Origin of the sequence: Aliiroseovarius sp. F47248L, from assembly GCF_023016085.1 — a bacterium.
GTDB lineage: Bacteria > Pseudomonadota > Alphaproteobacteria > Rhodobacterales > Rhodobacteraceae > Aliiroseovarius.
In genome coordinates this window covers 132399-153022 of the sequence record NZ_JALKBF010000003.1, presented here as the reverse complement: position 1 = coordinate 153022, position 20624 = coordinate 132399, and the positions used below count along the sequence as shown (strand labels likewise).

General features: G+C 59.0%; 11 protein-coding genes. 5 read left to right on the top strand and 6 right to left on the bottom strand.

Features of this window, described 5'->3' with window-relative positions; translation table 11 throughout:
• The 3 genes from MWU51_RS16795 to MWU51_RS16785 form a co-directional block, all read right to left on the bottom strand.
• Positions 1-9744 carry a DUF6603 domain-containing protein gene (locus tag MWU51_RS16795; protein WP_247039659.1) on the bottom strand — a complete coding sequence of 3248 codons (9744 nt, stop codon included), beginning with the start codon at positions 9742-9744 and terminating at the stop codon, positions 1-3.
• A complete protein-coding gene (locus MWU51_RS16790) occupies positions 9741-10502 on the bottom strand; it encodes a hypothetical protein (RefSeq protein WP_247039657.1) in 762 nt (253 codons plus the stop codon). Before MWU51_RS16790 ends, MWU51_RS16795 begins: the two co-directional genes overlap by 4 nt.
• A 69-nt stretch (positions 10503-10571) precedes the next feature.
• Positions 10572-10769: a hypothetical protein gene (locus tag MWU51_RS16785; protein ID WP_247039655.1), complete on the bottom strand. Its 198-nt coding sequence runs from the start codon at positions 10767-10769 to the stop codon at positions 10572-10574.
• 343 nt (positions 10770-11112) lie between these two features.
• Between MWU51_RS16785 and MWU51_RS16780 the strand changes: the two genes are divergently transcribed.
• From MWU51_RS16780 to MWU51_RS16765, 4 genes are all read left to right on the top strand, one after another.
• The gene (locus MWU51_RS16780; RefSeq protein WP_247039647.1) at positions 11113-11514 is read left to right on the top strand and encodes a hypothetical protein; all 402 of its coding nucleotides are present in this window, start codon (positions 11113-11115) and stop codon (positions 11512-11514) included.
• Complete coding sequence (locus MWU51_RS16775; protein WP_247039645.1) at positions 11511-12041, top strand: plastocyanin/azurin family copper-binding protein; 531 nt, start codon at positions 11511-11513, stop codon at positions 12039-12041. The genes MWU51_RS16780 and MWU51_RS16775 overlap by 4 nt, the downstream gene beginning before the upstream one ends.
• On the top strand, positions 12038-12745 hold the full coding sequence (locus MWU51_RS16770) for an RNA polymerase sigma factor (RefSeq protein ID WP_247039643.1): 708 nt from the start codon (positions 12038-12040) through the stop codon (positions 12743-12745). The genes MWU51_RS16775 and MWU51_RS16770 overlap by 4 nt, the downstream gene beginning before the upstream one ends.
• Positions 12746-12813: 68 nt before the next feature.
• A complete protein-coding gene (locus MWU51_RS16765) occupies positions 12814-13602 on the top strand; it encodes a lipo-like protein (protein ID WP_247039636.1) in 789 nt (262 codons plus the stop codon).
• Positions 13603-14013: 411 nt separating this feature from the next.
• Here the strand turns inward: MWU51_RS16765 and MWU51_RS16760 are convergent, their stop codons facing one another.
• Positions 14014-15144: a helix-turn-helix transcriptional regulator gene (locus MWU51_RS16760; RefSeq protein WP_247039634.1), complete on the bottom strand. Its 1131-nt coding sequence runs from the start codon at positions 15142-15144 to the stop codon at positions 14014-14016.
• Positions 15145-15414: 270 nt separating this feature from the next.
• On the opposite strand from MWU51_RS16760, the gene MWU51_RS16755 reads away from it, so the two are divergent.
• Complete coding sequence (locus MWU51_RS16755) at positions 15415-18117, top strand: calcium-binding protein (RefSeq protein ID WP_247039632.1); 2703 nt, start codon at positions 15415-15417, stop codon at positions 18115-18117.
• A gap of 291 nt (positions 18118-18408) precedes the next feature.
• On the opposite strand, the gene MWU51_RS16750 is transcribed toward MWU51_RS16755, so the two are convergent.
• Complete coding sequence (locus MWU51_RS16750; protein WP_247039630.1) at positions 18409-18852, bottom strand: GAF domain-containing protein; 444 nt, start codon at positions 18850-18852, stop codon at positions 18409-18411.
• A complete protein-coding gene (locus MWU51_RS16745; RefSeq protein WP_247039628.1) occupies positions 18849-20441 on the bottom strand; it encodes an ABC transporter substrate-binding protein in 1593 nt (530 codons plus the stop codon). Before MWU51_RS16745 ends, MWU51_RS16750 begins: the two co-directional genes overlap by 4 nt.
• Between the last annotated feature and the right edge of the window lie 183 nt (positions 20442-20624).

The following is a 20624-nucleotide window of genomic DNA, read 5'->3' as shown; positions in this document are numbered from 1 at the left end:
TCAGCACGCCTCCTTGATTTTGTTCTTAGGTTTCTTCCAGGCAATTTTCACCGGCTTGCCGCCAACCGCCTGAGGTCGGTCCAGTAAATCTTCAAGGCTGCGGGTTCCCAAAAGCTCTGCAAACCGCTCGGCTTTTCCGTTTGCCAGCATCACGCCAGCCAGTCGTCCCGGTGCCTTGCTTTCCACGCCGACGCTGACCGGGCTGCCTTTATCCACCGAAACAATCTCAAGGATCAGTGCGGTGCGCGCGCCCAAATTCACAACGACCGGCGCTGCAGCAGTTTCCTTTGCGCCGGTCAAAGCCAGCGCAAAATCGCGCGCGGCATCGGGATTAACCGGGCCTTCAAGCAGCAGCACCAGCAGGGGTTGGAAAGCCTCGAACCGGGTGGTGATCCGACCTTGCCGTGTGAGCTTTGCCGCGTTGATCCAGCCCAGACCCGCCGCCTCGTTGCGGCGTCCGATTTGCGCGCCCGCTGCATGAACTGAACCACCGGCGAAAACAGCGCGGCTCCAACCCACAAACGCCAGCTCCTGTTCGGCCATCCAGCCCGAAACGCCGCCCTTGGCCCCGCCATCACCCAACGCCTCGACAACGATCCGCGAGGTTCTGCCCGGCAGGCTGACGCGCCCGCGCACAGGCTTGCCGGTGTCCAGTACCGCGCCGCCAAGCCCAATGGCCGTCACACGTGCCGCCCCGCCCGAGGTCGCAATGGTCCCCGCCCCAAGGCGCGGGTTCGAGCGTCGGGCGGCTGGCATGTCGAATATGGCGATCTCGCCGGGGGCTAGCAGTGCGCTGTCCGGCGCCCCGCGGCGTGCAGGTCCGGTGGCCACCCGGTCGAACGCCGCCAGACGCGCTGCCGCCGCGCCGTCCTGACCCAGCCCTGCCACGAAACTGGCATTGGCCCGCGCCGATTGCGTCACGGGTGGGCGGGTGCCCGCAATGACGGTCTTCTGGCCACGCGCTGCGGTGTCGACGCGGGTCAGGGCCGAGGGCATTTGTGACGAAAGGCCAGAACGCATCTGCGCAAGGCTCGGGGCGGCGGTGCGCTGGACTTGGCCGGTGCCTCTGACGGTGGTGATCCTTGGCGCAGCCTCGGCCCGGATTTCTGGACTGAGGATCGCGGCGGCGCGGGGCGGTTTGACCGACAGGTCCAGTTCCTTGACCGGCGCCGCTTTCAGGACTTTGCCTAACGTCGCTGGCTCCGGCTCTACCAGACGTTCACCAAGCGAGCCGATGCGCCCCGGCGCGACCCGCGCATTCGCTCGTCCGGCCAACGCCGCTTTGCCCAACCCGTTCTGGGCAAGGATGCCCTGTTCAAGTTCAAATATCTGTTTCGGCCCCAAACCGCCCGGCACGGTCGCAACCAGCCCGCCGATATCGGACAGGAAGCCGGGGCGCACGGTGGCCTCGGTGACGAATGGCAGCGGCTTGCGCTTTCCAGCCTCGACCTGATTGAACGCAATCTCGGGCGGAAGCCGTCCAATGCGCGAGGGCTTCACGGTCATATGTGCGCCTTCAAGCGCGTCCAGCACCTCGCCTTTAGGCATGGACTTGTTGTCAAGCTCTTGCGGCGGCCCCCAGACGGCCATCGGGAACTTGCCCGTGTATCGGCCAAGAACCGTCACGCCGGTTTCGTTGATCCGCTCGGCATCCGTATCGACACGGATCAATGACAGCGACAATTCGGACCCGTCCAGTGAGGCATTGATCGGCGGCAGACCAAGCGGCAAGGTTGAATAATTCTGCGGGCTTGCGGTGCCCACAACAAGACGGTCGGCAGGCAACGTGGTTGTCACGGTCATCTCGAACTCGCTCAACACCTCGAACGGGTGCGCGACGGACCCGTCGGCCGTGCCTTCCTCGCCACCCGGCGGCAAGGCCCCGTTGCCCGCGATGGCCGACACGGCGCGTGCGGTGCCCGGTGTTGCCTCTTCCAGATATTTGACGACGAAATCGGTCCAGCTGATGTAGTTGGGCGACGACTGCTGCTTGGCGCCGAACTTCACCTTCAGCTTGACCGGCCCGACCTTGAACTTCGCCTCGCCCCGGAACTCCGGCCCTTCGACATAGATGCTGGCCCCAAGGCTGATCTTGATCGTGATCTTGCCGATCCAGACATCAATCGTGACGCCTGCTGAAATCTTGGCATAGGCCTCAGCCTCGTATCGGAAGGGGTCGAAATAGATGATCACATCGCAGCCATAGGCCAGATGCGCCCAGGCGGGCCCGAACGTGGCCGACGCTTCCAGCCCGCCCCCCGCCATGATCGCCTCGGAGGTCAGTGCAAAATAATTGCCACCCTTGATGACAATGTTACTGATCGGTTGCCAATGAAAGCCCAGCCGCGGCACCACAGGATAGCCGTCGCGATGGAATTTTGGGTGATAGCCGCCGAAGGTCAGCACGAATTCGCCCTTTTTCGGCCCGCCAAACCACGAGACATAGGCAAACCCACCGGTCAGCCGCACGCTTTCATGCAGCAGCCAGGAATTGTCGGTCAGTTGTGCCTGTATCCAGATCACACCCTCTTCGGTCGAGAAGCGGGCGACCAGCGCGATCTCGATTGACACCAGCCGGAACTGCGGGCGCGGCAAGGCCATCCGGGCCAGGCCAAAGATGTTCAACTCGAACCCGTTGCCGAACTCGACCGCGACGACCGCCACGCCATCGACGATCATGAAACTGGTGAAGCTGATCCCGGCGGCAAACCAGAACGTGCCTTTGCGCGGTGGGAACGTGACCCGCACGCTGTCCATTTCCGCCATCGGGTCCGACGGGGCCGAGGCACTGGGATCAAGCGCCCGGATCATCACGAACTCATCGAATTTCGAAAGATCGTCTGGCACGACGATCTCGCGATTAATGCCGAACCCGCCGCCAATACCGGTCAGGAAGAACGCAGGCGGCCCACCGATGGGACCGACCACCGCACCATAGGCGAAGAAGGCGGTGTAACGCCCCTCGTCGCCTTCCTCGATCGACGCATAGCCGCCATAGATCGACAGCCCATAAGCGGCGAACCGTGCCAACAACATGCCGACATATTCGACATTGTCGGGATTGCCGGGGTCCGAGTATTTCCGCAGCCCCCCGGCCAGTTGCACACCCGACAGATCCGCGCTGACCGCCAGACCCGCCAGATCGACGCTCCAACTGCCGGGGTCATAGACGGGCCCTGCATCCAGCGAATAGGTCAGTTGCAGGTCGTCCACCGCCGCCGTCAGCCCGGCAATCGAGATATTGCCGTCAAACAGAAGCGAAATCTTCTCAAGCTCTTCGCCGGTCTGTGTCACGCCCAGCCCGACCTGATCGACGTAAAGCGGCCCAAAGCCTTTCTTGATCGACAGCCACCAAGGCCCATCACCTTCGCCCGCCGACAGGCGCACCATCACCGGATCGGACCCGTGTTTCTGGATCGCCAGTGCGGGGCTGAACATCGGTGCCAACGCCTGCCCACTGTCCGAGCTTTCGTCCATGATGCCCTGCGCCACCGGATTGCCGCCGGTTCCGCCCGAGACACTGACCGCAAGGTCGGACAATTGCACCTGCACACCGCCTGCAGCTGGGCCATTGCCGATCCGGCCAAACAAATGCAACGCAATGGAGCCAAGCGACAGGCCGAAATCGACCAGCGGCCCACCATCCTTGCCGATCCTGACGCCCAGCCCGTTGGCCGCTATCGACGGCGCAAAGCCCAGCGTCGGGCTTGTCTCGACCAGCCCGATGACGATTCCTGCCGGCGGTGCGTCCTTGATCCACCGGCTGTCATTTTCAATCGAGACCACCACATCGCCCGAGGTCAGCGGAAGGCGTGACGTCAGCCCGACATTCACGCCAATCGCATTGCCATCCCGCGCCAGACCCACCGTCAGGATACTGTCGATGGTCACGGAGGGACCCGCATTGGCGAAGTTTTCGATCAACCTGATCATTCGCGCGACGAAATTATCGCGAATGTCTGCCGCGCTCTGCCCCGGCGTCGGGATCAGTTGGAACAGCGCCAAGTCAAGCTGGCTGGTATCGCCATCCAGAAGGATCACCCCTTCCAGCAGATCCTCGATATCGCTCGAGCCAGTGCCCGGGATCTCAGTTTCCAACAGGTCTTGCACAGCGTCGGTCTGGCGTAGGAAGTCGATCACCAGACCCAGCGTCAGCGTCAACAGGCCCGAGGCCACGCTGGCCGGGTCGGACACAGGCCCGTCGCCATCGTCGAACACGACCTCGAACCCCAACGGCTCAAGGATCGTGCGCAGCGTCAGCACCTGCACCCCGTCGCCCGCTATCGCAAGGCCAAGCCCGACGAAGGGCACCGCGATGCCCTCGCCCACCTCGAACGAGACGACCGGGAACAGGCTTGCGCCGCCTGCGTCAATCGACGCCGGTCCGACGCTGCCGGTGAATTCGTCCAGCCCATCTGCGTCAAACGCCAGTGCAGTGGTGATGGTTTCGACAAAGGGCGACCCGGTGTCGGAATACCCGATGGTAAACCGGAATGGTCCGGTTTCCAGCGACAGGGTCACCGGCCCCGCTGTGATGTCCAATCCGGTCGCGCTTGAAGCCGCCGACACCCCTGCGGGCAGAACCGGCGCAAGCGCACTGGCCAGCGCGTTCAAAGCGCCGGTGGTGATCGCAGGCCAGCGTGCGGCAAGCTCGCCCTCCGGGTCGTTTGCCCAGGCCGACAGGCGCGGGCCGGTGAACTCCGGCGGCGTGCCTTCGCGCAAGACCAGCGCATCGCCCACCGCCGCCACCACATCGCCCGCCGTGCCACCCGCATCCACCAGCGCATTCAGCGCCAGGGGCAAAGCGGTTTCGACCGCCGTGCTGACAAGCGAGGCCAGGCCGGGCGTGTTCGGATACAGCGGCAGGTCGGTGCCGCTAGCGTTGCGCAGGAACAGGCTGATATCCGGGGCGACCTGAAGATGCACGGCGCTGCGCCCTTCGATGGCACTTGGAAGCCCGGCAAAGATGGCGATGCTTGGCGCAACCGGTCCTGTATCGGCGATCAACAGCCCGATCCGGCCACCAAAGGCCAGTTGCTCGGCCCCGCCGCCAATCGCGCTGCTATCCAGCGCCAAGCCCAGATCCAGCACGCCCCCCGCGCCGGTCAATTCAATCGCCACGCCGTCCGCAACGTCCCAACGCCCCGGCGCGCCGGCCAAGCCAAGGAAAGGCCGCAGCGCGTCGAAGGCCGCGCCCACGCGGCTTGCGTCATAGCCACCGGCCAGCCCGAAGACGGCGTCACTTTTCAACCATCCCACCGGATCGCGGAACAACCCGATGGGCGTGATCATGGCCCGATCACCGTCCGGCCCGGGGGCTGCCAAAAGCCCCAACAGCTCAAGCAGCCCATCGATAACAAGCTTCGCGCCATCATCCTGAGCGCGCATATAATCGACGCCAAATTTGACCGCGCTGGCGATGGTCAGCGGCGCGCCTTCGCGCGCAAGGGCGGCGGCGTCCGCATTCGGCCAGATGGGCAGGCTTACCGGTGCAGCGCCCGGTGGTGTCCAATCAAGGCTTATCTCCAACGGAACAAGCGACGCTGTCAGCGCGCCCGACGACGCGGTGCCAATGCTCAGGTCCGCGGTGACTGGCCCCGTGCTCGCGGCACTCGCGGAAACGCTCCAATTGGGCAAGCCCAAGGCCGGGCTCGATCCTGCCAGCGAAAACGAGACAGACCTAGCGGCAATGTCGATGCTCAGACCCGGAATGCCCGCGAAGATCGTGTCAGCGGCATCTTGCAAATCCAAGACCCGTGCAGAGCTCAGAAGCGCGTCACGCACCTGTGCGTCGGGTTCGTGCAGCACACGATCAAGAGCGGTTGCCACCAGCCCGCCCAGTTCATCAACGATGCCCATCGCGCGCAGCAAATCGCCCAACGCGCCCATTTCGGGGCTTGGATCGTCAAGGATTGCCGTCACAACGGATGACAGCAGCACCCGCACTTCGGGCAGCGCGGTCGTGACCACGCCCTCGGCAGCCTCGGCGCCTGCTTCACGCAGCACCCAGACATCGCGGGTCAGACCAAAGATCACCGCGTCATGCAGCCTGATCTCGGCTTCCACCGGACCTGACGCGCCCAAGGGCACCGCGATGTCGACCGCGATCCAGCGAAGTTCCTGCGCGGCCCCTGCCCCGGATCCCGGCCCGCCCAGAAGCCAGCCGCCGTCTCGGCGGATCTCAAGATGCAGCCTTACGCTACGCTCGTCCGTGAGTGATGGAAGGGGGTCAAGCGCAATGGCACCCAGTTCCACAGCCACGTGGCCCGAAACGGAAAGCCCTCCGCTGGTTGGCGAAATCGGCAACAGCAGGCCAAATCCTGCACCGGTGACGGCGGCCCCGGCTTCGAAATCGGCTTGCATGCCCGCACGTTCGCTTAGTCCTGCCGCCGCAGCGGCTGTCAGGGCCGCCTGGATCGCCGCACGATCAAAGACGCCATAGGCGCAATGCAGGTCCAGACCCGCGGCGGCTGCGGCCGGAAGGTTGGCAGGCGGGCTTAGTTCTGCCGCGGGGTCGGCAAAGTGAGACAGACCGGACAGTGCACCAAACGCCGCGCGGGCGACCCCAAGTGCGTCGTCATCGGGCGTGACCGGATCTACGGGCGGCAGCAACCCCAGAAAGGTCCGCAATGCCTCGGCACCTGGGTTGAGGTCAAAGATCGAAAACGCGACCGGGGCCAGCGGCATACCAAGGGTCAAGAGCCGGTTGACCGACCCCGTCCCGACGATCTCACAGGCCAGCCACGCCGCATGGGACCCAGCCGCATCGGCCACCACCGCCACATCACCGCCCACGGTCGAAAACGCACCGATAATCCGTGCCAGCCGCGCGGCCTGCCCGCCGGTGCCGTCCGGATCGCCCGACAACAGCGCGACATCTGCACGAGGTCCCAACGCGATGAACCACTCGCCCGGTGCGGGTGTTGGTGCCTCGAACGTATCGGGCGCGCGACCTGCGGGGCGCAGGTCGATCCTGCGATCGTCCGGGGCAGCGTCGAACGGGAACGCATCGGCCTCGCTGGCCACCGCCACATGAAGGACGGTGCCGGGCACAGCGCCAAACACCACGCCCAGATCTATGGCATCGCGCAGCCCCGGCCCGGCTATATTGGGTATCTCATGGCGCGTCGCACCGCCCGGCAGGACATCCGGCGGCGCAATCAGGCCATCCGTGCCCGACAGCCGCGCCTCAAGCGCGTCGATCCCGGCGGTCAGCGCATCAATCCGCGCGCTTGCCTGAGCAAGACCTTCGCGCGAGGCAAGCTCGACCACGACACCGGCTGCGAGCGAGGCTGCATCAAGCGGCGCAGCGCCGGGTTCCCAGAGACGAAGCGCTTCCGACTGGACCAGCCCATCGCCTTGCACCGCGCGCCCCGGCATCTTCCAAAGCCCCAAGGCCGGGCCACCAAGATTCGGCGCAAGGTCAAGCCGAAACGGGTCGTCGGGGGCACCGCGCCCGCTAAGCCCACCTAATCTCTCGCGGCTGCCGGTCAGAACGCGGCCCAATGGCTCCAACACCTTGCGCAGCGACCCGCCCGGATCGCTGATCAGCCGGCCCAGCCAAGCGCGAAGCGCTGCGTCGGGGTCGGCAATCAGATCGGACAGCGCCAGGCGATTGATCGCGGTATTCTCGGCCAGAACACCGGCGCGGCTCCAACCGATGGCCGCAAGAATGTCCACCGCCCAGGGCGCGGCGATGGAGCCACCCAGTAGGCCAATCAGCTCTTCGATGGCATCCCACTGCGCCGGTGTAAGCGCGTCGAAGCCCTGATCGAAGTCTGGAATCTCCAGCGGAATCTCGATCTGGCTGACGATCAGCGCGGGGTTGGGCGCGGCAAAGCTGACTGACAGCCCTCCGGTCGCGCTCCAGCCAAAGCGCGCACCCACCCGATCTGCGGCAATTGCCAACGGATCGTCGCCCAAAGCAGTGCGGCGCGTGCCTCGACCACGGGCGTCGATGTTCAGGGTGACTTCGGCTGCAAAGGCAGCGTCGGGCGCGGCCAGATCTGCGCGCATGATCAGGATATCAAGGCTGGTTTCCAGCACCGTGCAGCGCTCGCCCAGCTCGGACTGTGTCGCGGTCACGCCAACGGCAAGCTCGATCACACTCGGATCGGGTTGACGAATAAGCAATGCCACCGGTCCGGTGATTACAACCCGCCACGGGGTTTCGACGGTGCCATTCCCCGTCACAGGGTCAGCGGCCACCGCTGCGTCAGCCAACAGCCCGCGCAGGGCGCCCAGAACGTCTGGAATATCGCCAGCGTGACTGCCAAGAAGCCCAAGCCAGTGGTTTCGCACGGCGGCCAACGGGTCGGCCAGGAACGCCGACAGGTCCAATGTCGGCAGTCCCGGTGCACCAGCTGGGGGCGCGATCCCCAAAAGAACCGAGATTGCCGTGCCGGGGGGGCCAAGTTGCGCCAGCAGGTCTGCAATCACATCGCCGATCACCGTCGTGCCGACTTCGGCAATGGCGTCCGGTGTGGACAGGTCCAGAACCTCGTATGAGTTGCCCGCGATCACCACCTGATCAAGCGCAAGGATCGCGATGGGTTGGCGCGAAGGGCCAAGGGCAATGCCAGCGCGCAAAGCCTCGATCCCAGGATCGCCGACAAGAAGCGGCGCACCGGAATTGCCAAGTCTTACTTGTGCAGTCAGCGCAGGAACTGCGACCGCACCACCCGTGCCCAGATCAAGCTTCAGAAGATCCGCCGCCACCTCGACCCGAGCCGAGCCTTGGGTGATCCCGAAGGAAATTGACGGCGTCACGACAGGCCGCCCGGTGGGTCCGGTCACGACCGCAATCACCAGATCCACGCTGACACCACCGCCCAGATCAATGGCAAGCGTATCGCCTGACAGACTTGCCGCGCCGCCGATCAGATTGGCGGCCGCTTGCATCCAAGCAGACTTGGACGCGCTGTCGCCCATAAGCGCTGCGAACCAGTCAGCCAGCACCTGCGGCCCCTGATTGACCAGCCCGTCGATGGGAAGGGGCGGCACGGACCCAGCCAGTCCCAGAAGCTCGGCCAGCGCGGTGATCTCGGGTGTGGCACCGCCATCCGCCATGGCTTGAATGATGCCAAGGATCAGCTCCAGCGCGGATTCATCAAGTGTTTCAAGATCCGAGACCGAGAGCGAGAAATCGCGCGGGGCCGAAAACCCCGGCAGGAACAGCCCCCCAAGTGTCAACGCCACCGCTGGATCGCCATCGCCCGCGGCTGTTGGTGCTGTAAAGGCCAGACCAATGGATCTGAGCCCCGCTTCGCCGGTGGGCGGATTGGGGTCGACAACAATCTCGCTTGCCAGAATAAGCTTGCCACCCGGATGTCCGATCAAGACCGGGTCTGGAACCGAATGACCCTGCTTCGCAGCCCGGAACAAGGGCACGAAGAACGAGGTTGCCGTATCCGGGTCCGTGGTTTTCAACCGCACGCCAAGACCGACGTGAACCTCGGCTTCCGGTTCATCGTCGATGACGAAATAGAAGGTTGCCGCGCCATCATCGCTTGCCACGATCGGCAACCATTGATGACCTTCGCCGTCAAACTCGGTGTCACCTTCCAAAAGCCGATCCATAACCGCCAACAGCGCCTCGCGCTGGGTCTCGTTGGCGAGCATCGTTTTCAGATAGGTGATCGGATCGGCCAGCCAGTCTTCGTTTAGCGCACCGCTGTCGCCCGCAAATCCAAGCGCCTTCAGGACGTCTTCGATATCTCCAAAATCGGCAGCATCAAGGCTCATGGCGCCCTCCGGTCAAATCCGTGCCGCGCCATGGTGCCGATCGACAGCCCCTCGGCCCCCGCCAGCAGGTTGAACGCGATCAGCCCTTGGCGATCCGGGTCTTGTCCGGCACGGTTGGCCAGCACCTCGGCCAGGGTCAGAACGGCCCCCCAGGCGAAGGCGGTCAGGGCTTCGGCCCATATTTCGACAATTGCTTCCGGTCCGATGGGACGCATCGGCGTGGACGCCATCAGCCCGGCAGGACGCTTTTCAGACCCCACCGCGAAAGGCACCTTGATCACCACATCTTTGGTCTGGTCGGTCCTGACGGGCAGGTGAACGACGATCCGTCCCGGTTCGGTTTCGATGGCAACGCGACTTGTGAAAACCAGGATTTCGCTGTCACCCAGCACCCAGATGACCTGCTTGTCGCCCGCCAGCTTCATCGCAGCACCCCGAAACAAGGTCACCGCGGTTTCAGGGCCTAAATCAATTTTGGGACCAACTTGCCCGGTGTTCACGGGACGATCCGGCACCAGATGCGGGCAGCGCTTTCTGAGTGTCCGAAACAACTTTTCACACACCTCATCAACGTCCTTGTCGATGTCCTTGTCCGGTGTCCGTTCAAGCAGCCGATCAATCGCCACCCGCAACGCGCCAGCGCCAACCAGCCGCTCAAGATCAGCGAGATGCGCGTTGGGTTTGGACATCTGAGGTCGCTTCCCCGGACGCGTCGCATCCTGTTCAGTTTCTGGTTTAGGTCGGGGCGGTTTGCCCATAGCGATCCTCCTCGCTTGCTGGTTGGTCCAACAAACGTGATGTGCGTTGACGTCGATAGGTGTGTCGCGTCAGTCCTTGCCGGGTGCCGGCATCACGCGATCAGAAACAAAGCCCAAAACAGCCCACAGGACGAGAAATCCCATAAGCTCCAAGCCAAAACTGCCCCATTTGAAGAAGAGTTGCGCCGTGACCAGTGCGATCACGAAAGGCACGAATTCAGCGCGAAAAGCGCGTGCCAGACCGAAATTTGCGATAAGGGTATACATATCACTCCATTTCGCACAATAAACTCTTTGAATAGTTTTAAGCATGCTCCTTGGCTAACTGATCTGTCAACTCTGAATAGAATAATGACAGAAAGGACCGAATTTCCGCCGACCACATTGCCCGGACGCAACCGTTCAATTGCACAGCAGTGTCTTTGATCAGTCCGATAGCCATGCCAGAATTTCGCCGCTTAGATCGCTTGCATCAACTCACCGCCACTCAAACACTTTACGATTTACCTGTGCTTTGACGGGAACCTTTTCAGAGTTGCTGCATCTAAAGGGTTGAGCGCCGGAAAACTGGCGCCCTTCAAAATCGAAAGGCAACAAGATGATAAAACCTATGGCTTTAAGCGTGGTATTGGCCGTGTCGGCAACCTTCGCCTTCGCACAGGATAGCGAATTGCTGCAATCGCCGCCGGGCGATCCCTATGTACAGGTTAGCGATGTCCTGCCATTGCCCGAATTCATTCCCGGATTGGGGACGCTGTTTGTATCCCCTGATACGCTGCCTGCGGGTCCGTTTCTGGCGTATGACCATGACGGCAAGCTGTCTGCGACGGTCTACATGACACCGCTGGAAGAGCTTCAGAACGGGGTTTCTTACGATGATTTGGCGACAGGGTCGCACGAGGTCACTTCGGTCGATGTCTACTACAATGCTGGCCATCCCGGTGTCGACAAACCGCACGCACATGTTGTGCTGTATCATGATGGCGACGCCAAATCGCGGTTGGCCGAATGACTTTTGCACGACGAACGTTTCTGGCTATGGGGGGTGGCATCCTTGCCACCCTTTCAGCCCCTGCGATCCTGCGTGCAACTTCGATGGAGATTATAGAAATGGTCGGTACGATGCGCGGTGAAAAGGTCTGGTTCAAACCCCATGGCCTTGCCGTGAGGGCCGGCACAACCATCCGGTTTGTCAATCGAGACACAGGCAGCAGTCATACCTCGACCGCCTATCATCCTTCCAACTATGATCGAACCCGCCGCATTCCAAAGGCGGCAACCCCGTGGGACAGTGATTTCCTGTTGCCGGATGAAAGCTTTGAAGTGACACTGACAGAGCCCGGCGTTTACGACTACTACTGCATCCCGCATGAGATGGCGGCTATGGTCGGACGTCTTGTGGTCGGTCGCCCGGACGACACCCGCTGGGAAGGGCCAAGCACTGACACGGACGACGTTTCACCCGAAGTTTTGGCAGCCCTGCCGACGGTTGAGACAATTCTTGCGCGTGGCAGGATCGAAGAGGAGAAAGCCCCATGATCGCCCGACCAAGCCAGAAAATCTGCGAGATTTTGGAGCAGAACACTCCAGAGGCAGACCTCGTTACAGCCGCAAGGGCTGGCAACGAAAGCGCCATACGCGAACTCGTCCGGCGAATGAACCCACGGCTTTTCCGGATCGCACGAGGTATCGTTGCCAGTGATGCGGAAGCCGAAGACGTGGTTCAGGAAACCTATCTGAAAGCATTTACCCAACTGGAAAACTTCCATGCAGAAGCTCGCTTTTCCACCTGGATTACTCGCATCGCGATCAATGCTGCCTTGATGCATATCCGGCGTGCCCGACCACAGGAGGCATACGACACCGTGGCCGAAGATGAAAATTCAACAAGCTCCATCCTTGCGTTTCCCGGCCAGCAGCCAGACCGACCGGAAGAAGCCCTCGGGCGGGCACAAATGCGCGCGTTACTAGAAGAATGTGTTGCTAGTCTGCCTGCGGATTTACGTTTACCCTTTTTGCTGCGTGAGGCCGAGAACATGAGCATACTTTCGATTGCGCGCGACCTCTCGCTGAACCCTGTCACAGTCAAGACACGTCTTTTTCGCGCCCGTCGCCGGTTGCGCAGCGCTCTTGAAGATCGCATTCAGGGCGGCTTCGATGTTATCTTCCCGTTTGATGGTGCCCGTTGTGCTGGTATGGCTGATCGGGTTGTTGCAGCATTGAAAGATGTCAAACATCTCTGACAGGGGGAGACAATACTTCCTAGGTCATTCGCCATCCGCTGTCTTTGCTGTCATCGGAGGAGGTCCACATGATCACAAAAGCAAGACAGGTCTGCGACCAACACTTAAGCAAACTCGGTCTCTGGATTGCGAAAAAGCTTCATGCGCGGAGTTACAGAAGCAATCCGCCCGCACATGTTGATTTTGACAAGGTCTGTCAGGCTCTTCGACCCGGCGACGTCTTGTTGGTTGAGGGAAATGAACGAATTTCTGGTGCAATCAAGTATCTGACGCAATCCACCTGGTCCCATGCTGCGTTTTTCGTTGGAGACGCTTTGGACCAAACTGACACGGCGAGGTCACGGAGCTGCCTGATCGAAGTGAATTTGCACGAGGGTTGTGTAACGTCGCCGCTTTCAAAATATGATGGTTTCAACTTGCGCATTTGTCGCGCACCCGCTCTGAGTGATGCCGAAAGGGCTGCTTTGATCACCTTCATGGAAGGCAAGATCGGCCTGCAATACGATCTGCGTAACATCTTCGATCTGCTTCGTTATTTCATGCCAACACTTCCCATGCCCGCGCATTGGCGGCGCAGGATGCTGGCTGTCGGGTCAGGTGATCCGACACGAGCGATCTGTTCTTCGCTAATTGCACAGGCGTTTCAATCCATCAACTATCCCATCCTGCCTGTTGTATCACTCAATGAGACAATGGACGAAGCTGCACAAAAAGAGATCTATCACATCCGCCATCATTCGTTGTTTGCGCCGCGCGACTTTGACTTGTCACCTTATTTCGAGGTGATAAAGCCAACCCTCGGTCGTGGTTTCGATTTTCATGATCTCGTCTGGGACAAGCCAGTCTTAAGAAAATAACAGAAGTTGATTGGCCCTCGCAAAAGCCTCCTTTGTATGAACCACCGAAATGGGTCTTGCTGGTTCAAACAATGTCGGATGTTCAACCCATGGCTAATCTTGGCATGGCGTGCAGCACGGGTCCAACGAGGCTTTCTGCGAACCTCTGAAGCGGCGCAGCATCCGTGCATTCTTGGCCTTGGAAGTCGGCGTGCCCGGCCATGAGTTGTTGCTAACGGATACCTCTCATTGCTGTGGTACGGCCCGTCTGTCCGGGCTTTCGCTGCAGACGACACACCAAAAAGAAGCTGCAAGGCGATAGCCAAGCGTTTTTTGTGATCCCTATGAAGGAACAATCAAGAACAAAACGAAACTCTAGCCAATCTTTAACCCTTAGTGAATGGAATGATTTCGATCTGCTATCCAATCGTCCTAAATCGAAGTCAGCACCTTGCGAACCAATTCAGTTCGTCGTGAAACATTCAATTTTGACATCGCAGATTTAAGCTGGTTGCGAATTGTGTGTATACTGACCTTGCGAAACTCTGCGATCTCTCGGGTCGAGCGCCCTTCGGCGATACTCGTTGCGACCTCCGCTTCACACGGAGTCATCGAGAACAGTTCAACCAGCATCATTTTTGAGTCTGTGGCCTGCTGATCGCGCATTAAGCATAGCATTATATACGGTCCTCCGATCAGACCATGAACTGAATGCCTAGTGGCCTCATCGGAAGGTACAAGCCTTGCTGTTCGACAATTGAAAACTCGCCCGTTCTTGCGATCGACGGCTTTGAAGGTCGTTTCAAGATTTAGATCATACCCAGCGAGTTTCTCAACCAACCTTTCAAGCAACCGTGCAAGCCGCAGATTTCGAAAAGACAGTCGTTCTTGGAAATCGCAACATAGCACGCAACCACTTTGCATCAGCGACTGCGCTTCTTCATTCGCGAAGCAGACCCGGCGCTGACTGTCTATTGCGACAACCGAAGGTCGGTGCCAAAGCCCAAATTTGGCCGCTTTTCGTTCGATGGCGTGGGCCGCGATCATCTGATTGATTTCGATTGCGTGTTGTATGCTGGGTAGAAGCTGAGTGACAAGTGCCATCCATTGATCCTGTTTGGCTTCAATATCTCTTCGGCGAATGTTTCCCCCAAGTAAGAAGCTGCGGCGTCTGTCGTTAAAGATAACCGCACCTCCACCACCCAGAATATCATCGTTGGGTCGCACCCAATCATTGTAAAACTCGGTTTTAAGCAAGTCTTCAACTGGACACATTTCCTCTGAGTACATGACCGCCCCTGCGGTCCGCCTCATAAAGCCAGGAACCCATGCATTCATCGAACCATAATATTCAATATAAGAGCGGATTGCTTCTGGATCATAGCCAGAGGCCTTTATTCCGAACTGAAAGTTCGACCTGACATCATGCCCGAACATGTGGGTGCGTATACCCCCTGTCATTTCGTGCAGGGCATCCAGAAAATCTTGCCACCTATGAGGCTCTACTGCGGCTTTGAATATCAGGTCCGTCAGCCGCAAAAATTGGTTTTGGTCAACTAGCATCTAAGTCCCAGTCGAAAGCAGTAACTCCACCAAAGATTGATGTGTCAGCGCCAATACTAGCACATTTTCTGCTTTAAGGCGAACCAGCTTGCCAAGCATCCGGGATCTGACGAGCCAGCAATCTGTGCGCTGATGAATGCGCAACTTGTAAAACAGCGATGAAATGGTTGGAGATACCAAAAGCGCTTAGTCCAAATGGATCATGCCAGATTGGAAGTATTCTTCTAACTTCGTGAGTCTTTTCGTCCGCTTTTCATCATGGAGGCTGCAATGGCACTTATATTCAAGAGCTCAAGGAATGACGTCGTAAGGGCCACTGACCGATCTGATTGGATATTTACATTCGGGGGCGATGACGAAGTTCACGCCCGTGCAGGGAACGACTTTGTTTTCGGTGGGCGCGGTAGTGATTGGATCAGCGGTGGCGCTGGCCGTGACTACATTTACGGCCAGCGTGGTGATGACTTTTTGATAGGCGGCGCAGGTGCCGACGTCCTAAGCGGCGGACGCGGAGATGACACCGCTGTATTTGTTGCAGCGGACAACACCCGGAACACAAGTCATGATGACGTATACTATGGCGGCAAGGGGCACGACACGTTAAGGCTTGAGTTTACCGCGGATGAGTGGGCAGACAGCTCGGTGCAAGAAGATGTGGCCAACTTTATAAGCTGGCTTTCAGACACTGCGGCTTCCCGCTCTTTCACCTTTGCGTCTCTCGGCCTGACAGTCCGGGGCTTTGAAAGTTTGACAGTCTTTGTCGACGGACAGGAAATCGACCCCACCGCCCCGCCGGACGTGACCGAGATTGACCTGTCAGACTCGACAGAAGATGAAACGGTCACAATACCGGATGATACTGACACCAATATCCGCACCGGCTCGGGTGATGATACAATCACGACCGGAAATGGTGCCAATGTGATTGATGCAGGCGACGGCAATAACGTCGTGACCACAGGCAGCGGGGACGATGATATCACCACGGGGTCCGGTGACGATACCGTCACGATAGGCGATGGGGACGATATCGTGCGCACCGGTGCCGGAAACGACACGATTATTGCCGGGGCCGGTTTGGGCGATGATATCATCGATGGCGGTTTAGGTAACGATACCGTGGCCTACCCTTCTGTCGAAAATGGAGTAACCATCGATCTCCGTGCCGAAGATCGGTCGAGCACGATGACGATAAAAAATGGCACGATTGGGGATTATCTGACTTCGCATGGTTATGCAGCGACCACCCCGGTGGGCATTGCAACTGGCGATGTTTCCCCAACGGGACAGGACGAAGTCGAAGTTGATATCCTGATCAGCATTGAAAACGCCACGGGTGGCCAAGGCAGCGATCATATCACCGGCAACGACGACGATAATGTTTTGCGTGGCGGGGATGGATCGGACATGGGGAACGATACGCTTCTGGGCCTTGCGGGAGATGACCTTTTGATCGGAGGTGCAGGAAACGACACCATTGATGGTGGCGCGGATGACGATACGATCGAAGGCGGCGCCGGGAATGACACGATCGATGGTGGCGAAGGGTTCAACCAGATCGTCCTGAGCGGGACCAACGACGACTATGACGTCATAAGCAACGGCGACGGCACCTACACGGTTACGGATGTCGGGGGAAATGGCGACGGTGTCGACATAATCACCAATATCGAAGACCTCGTGTTTTCCAACACGACGTTGGCTTTGTGGTCTTTGGTGGACAGCAACTATATATTCGGCACCCCAAATTCTGAAACCATCTTCGGGACACAGGGACGAGACAACATTTATGCTGGCGCAGGTGACGACCAGATTTTTGGACGCGGAGAGGAAGACTGGATCACAGGCGGCGCTGGAAATGACTTGATTGATGGCGGCGATGGAGTGGTTGACCATGAATTTGGTTGGGACGCTGTAGATTACATGGAAGAAACCTCTGAAGGAGGTTCTCAGGGCGTCACCGTCAACCTTGGCACCCAAACCGCGACGGACACGTTCGGCGACACGGATACTTTGGTCAATATCGAACGGATCAACGCCACGAACTTCGCGGACATCCTGATAGGTTCCGACGATGACGACGCATTCGACCCTCATGGCGGTGATGATGAGATTCACGGCGGTGCTGGTTGGGACAATCTGATGTATCAACTGTCCGCCGGAGAGGGCGGAACATTCGGGATCGTGGCAACATTTAGCCCGACCATTGAAGGGTCAGGAACTGTGAAGGACCCGTTTGAGGATACCGACACTTTTTCCGGGATCGAGGCTCTTCGCGGCACCGAGTTCAACGACAACGTAACCGGCGGTATTGGTTTTCAGTTCATTCGCACATTTGCGGGGGATGACATCGTCGACGGAACGATAGGGCAACAGATGTTGGGTTATCATGACGATGCGAATTACGGTGGGTTCGAGGGCATCTCGGTCGATATGTCCGAGGTCGATGGAAACGGTTTTGCCATCGTGACCGATGGTTTCGAGAATAAAGACCTGATCAAGGACATCGAGGAAATTCGCGGCACCGGCACTGACGACTCCATCACCGGCAGCAGCGCGGATAACTTCTTTCTTGGTGAGGCTGGCGATGACCTTATCGACGGACAAGATGGCAGCGATACGATTCAAGGCGGGTTGGGGAACGATACGATTCTGGGTGGGGTTGGCGACGACAATCTTGATGGCGGTGCGGATAACGACACCATCACCGGGGGTGCGGGAGTTGACGTCATGATCGGTGGAGCCGGCGCTGACCAATTCATCTTCAGCTTCGGCGACGGCAATGACATCATCGAAGATTTCACGGTCGGAGAGGATCTTCTGGTCCTTGAGGGCGGCGTGACAATCACCGGATTGTCCGAGCTTGACGTCGGAGGCGATACCAATTTGGACACGGTCGTCGAATTGTCGAGCGGCGAAGAAATTGCACTGTTAGATGTCTCTGGTCTCACCGACTGGAATGCTCTTCTTTGAGAGATTACGACTTTCAATCAAGAACAATGAAACCCAGGTCACCAGCCAGAGTAAGCTAACACAATGATATCGCGGAGCTTACATTGCCGGCAATCGAAAGCACCTTGAACACACAATGAATACAGGTCGACATGGAAAGGCCGTCACATTTGAATCCAATAGCTTGGCTCTTGGCGCTTAACGTCAGACACCACAAACGAGATTTTCTGTATCGCAATGCTGATGGCGTCGAAGGTTCTTCCTGCAACCGTGCCAAGCATGCCTGCGCCGAGTGCAACAGGTTCTAATCCCTCAGAGTGCGCATTGCTCCATCGCCCAAATCAAATCGTCACGATGCTGCTTGATGGCAACGAGGCAGCGATCCACATTCTGTGGCGAGAAGTAGTGCTCTTTGTCGAGAATGTTGACGGTCCCTATGACCTCGTCCAAGCCAATCGGCACATTTAACGCAGCGCCACATCCAAGGCTTTCAATCAAGGCATGGTCCGGGAAATAGATCGCGAACTCCGCAACGGTGTTCGCGACGAAAACCTCACCGCGTTCTACGACCTGTTCTGTCCAAGCCCCTTGCGACATCGATTTGGTCCCGGACACAGGAAATGCGTCGGCGTCAGAAGTATAAACCCGCCGCGCAAGACCAGCGGCGCGGTCCAGCACCGTCACGGTGAACAACCGCCCCCCGGTTTGCGTGTGCAAGGCACGATAGATCGCCTCGGGGGACGGTTGATGGGTCATTCCTTTTCGACCAGACGGTAGAAGACGTAGTCAGAGGTGGCACCGTTGACGTACCCTTTGATGTTGTCCCGCATCGCGACCTGCTTGATCGCCTGGAACATGATGACGTACGGCGCTTCGGCCTGGGTTTCTTTCTGAAGCTCCAGATACATGCCAAGCCGCTTGTCCGCATCCTGCTCGCCCAGGGCTGCCATGGTTTTGGCGTTCATCTCGGCCGGTGGCATCCATGCGTTGCGCCACGTCGTAGTCGAGGCGTATTTGTCATCGGAGTTATCCTTGTTGTACGCAAATGCCTTGGCGTTGGAATGCGGGTCCATGAAGTCAGGCCCCCAATACAGCAACATCGCCTCATGGGTTCGCGCGCGGTACTTGGTGATGACCTGCGCGCCTGTGCCTGCGATGATTTCGAGGTTAATCCCGCCCTCGGCAAAAGAGGCCTGCAACGCCTGTGCCATTTCCACGAAAGTGGGAGCAGATATGACATCCATCGTGACGTTGATGGGTGTCTCCACCCCGGCGTCCTTCAGGATCTGTTTGGCTTTTTCGGGGTCGTAACTAAACGGTGTGTCGGTCAACGCGCCCGGAAAACCATCCGGCCAAAATGCCTGATGCACCTTCATCTGACCCTTGAGCATGCCATTGGCCATGCCCTGATAATCCACCAGATACCGTGCGGCTTCCCATACGGCGGGATCGGTCAGACTGTCGGTTTTCTGATTGAACGATACCCAATGCACGGCAGCTTGCGGGTAGGTCTCCACACGCACGCCCTCAACCCCTTCAAGGCCTGCGATCTGACCGGGATCAAGGTCCTTGGCCATGTCGATATCGCCCGCTTCGAGCTGCAATCGTTGGGTTGCACCTTCGGGGTTGTGTTGAATGACGATGCGGTCCATCAGCGGGCGGCCCTGATAATAATCGGGGTTGGCATCAAGCGAGAGGATATCGGCAGGACGATAGGTGCCCAAACTGAACGGCCCGGTGCCCGCAGAGTTCTTGTTCAACCACGCATGGCCCATGTCGCCGTCGACCTCGTTGGCCATGACGGTGAGCATGTCCACGACTGATGCCGGGCGTGCGGCGAGTACGTTCAGAACGAAAGATGGCGCAAAATCGCCCTCGTAACGCACGGTAACTGTATTGCCTTCTGCCGTGACCATATCGGCGATGTTGTCAGCGGTCCAACCCAATTGTGTCAAGATGAAGGATGGCGCCTTATCAAGGGCGACGACGCGGGTCCATGATCCGACCACATCCTCGGCTCGCAACGGATTGCCAGAGTGGAATTTAACCCCGTCGCGCAAGGTGAATGTGACTGTCTTGTTGGCGGCGTCGACTGTCCATTCGGTGGCTAACGCAGGGGCCAAAACAGTCGTGTCGGTCGCATCGTAGCGCACCAGTGTGTCATAGGTGTTGGCAACATATTCGCCCGAGCTGAATTCGTAAGCCGAGGCTGGATCAATCGTAACAATGTCGTCGATGTTTTGGGCCACCACAAGCATGTTATCTGGCGTTGCGGCTGCCACCGGCGAAAGCGCAAAGGCGCTTGCCAGAAGTCCAGCAATAAACGTTGTCTTTAGGTTTAGCATGTCGTCCCCCTAGTGAATGGTGCCCTCGGGCAGAGGTCTGCAGCAACTGCTGCGAACAAGGATGTTTGGCCCAAATATCACGCTAGACCTCTACATCTACGAATTCAACAATCTCGCGGTCCCTGGTGATCGTGCGCCACGGCTAGGATAAAGAGCTAGCGGACATCGACAGCAGACTCAGCA

Excerpts from the sequence above, each read along its gene's own strand:
- MWU51_RS16745 (WP_247039628.1), bottom strand. The coding sequence starts at position 20,441 with ATGCTAAACCTAAAGACAACGTTTATTGCTGGACTTCTGGCAAGCGCC.
- MWU51_RS16760 (WP_247039634.1), bottom strand. The coding sequence starts at position 15,144 with ATGCTAGTTGACCAAAACCAATTTTTGCGGCTGACGGACCTGATATTC.
- MWU51_RS16765 (WP_247039636.1), top strand. The coding sequence starts at position 12,814 with ATGATCACAAAAGCAAGACAGGTCTGCGACCAACACTTAAGCAAACTC.
- MWU51_RS16795 (WP_247039659.1), bottom strand. The coding sequence starts at position 9,744 with ATGAGCCTTGATGCTGCCGATTTTGGAGATATCGAAGACGTCCTGAAG.
- MWU51_RS16780 (WP_247039647.1), top strand. The coding sequence starts at position 11,113 with ATGGCTTTAAGCGTGGTATTGGCCGTGTCGGCAACCTTCGCCTTCGCA.
- MWU51_RS16770 (WP_247039643.1), top strand. The coding sequence starts at position 12,038 with ATGATCGCCCGACCAAGCCAGAAAATCTGCGAGATTTTGGAGCAGAAC.
- MWU51_RS16755 (WP_247039632.1), top strand. The coding sequence starts at position 15,415 with ATGGCACTTATATTCAAGAGCTCAAGGAATGACGTCGTAAGGGCCACT.
- MWU51_RS16775 (WP_247039645.1), top strand. The coding sequence starts at position 11,511 with ATGACTTTTGCACGACGAACGTTTCTGGCTATGGGGGGTGGCATCCTT.
- MWU51_RS16750 (WP_247039630.1), bottom strand. The coding sequence starts at position 18,852 with ATGACCCATCAACCGTCCCCCGAGGCGATCTATCGTGCCTTGCACACG.
- MWU51_RS16785 (WP_247039655.1), bottom strand. The coding sequence starts at position 10,769 with ATGTATACCCTTATCGCAAATTTCGGTCTGGCACGCGCTTTTCGCGCT.
- MWU51_RS16790 (WP_247039657.1), bottom strand. The coding sequence starts at position 10,502 with ATGGGCAAACCGCCCCGACCTAAACCAGAAACTGAACAGGATGCGACG.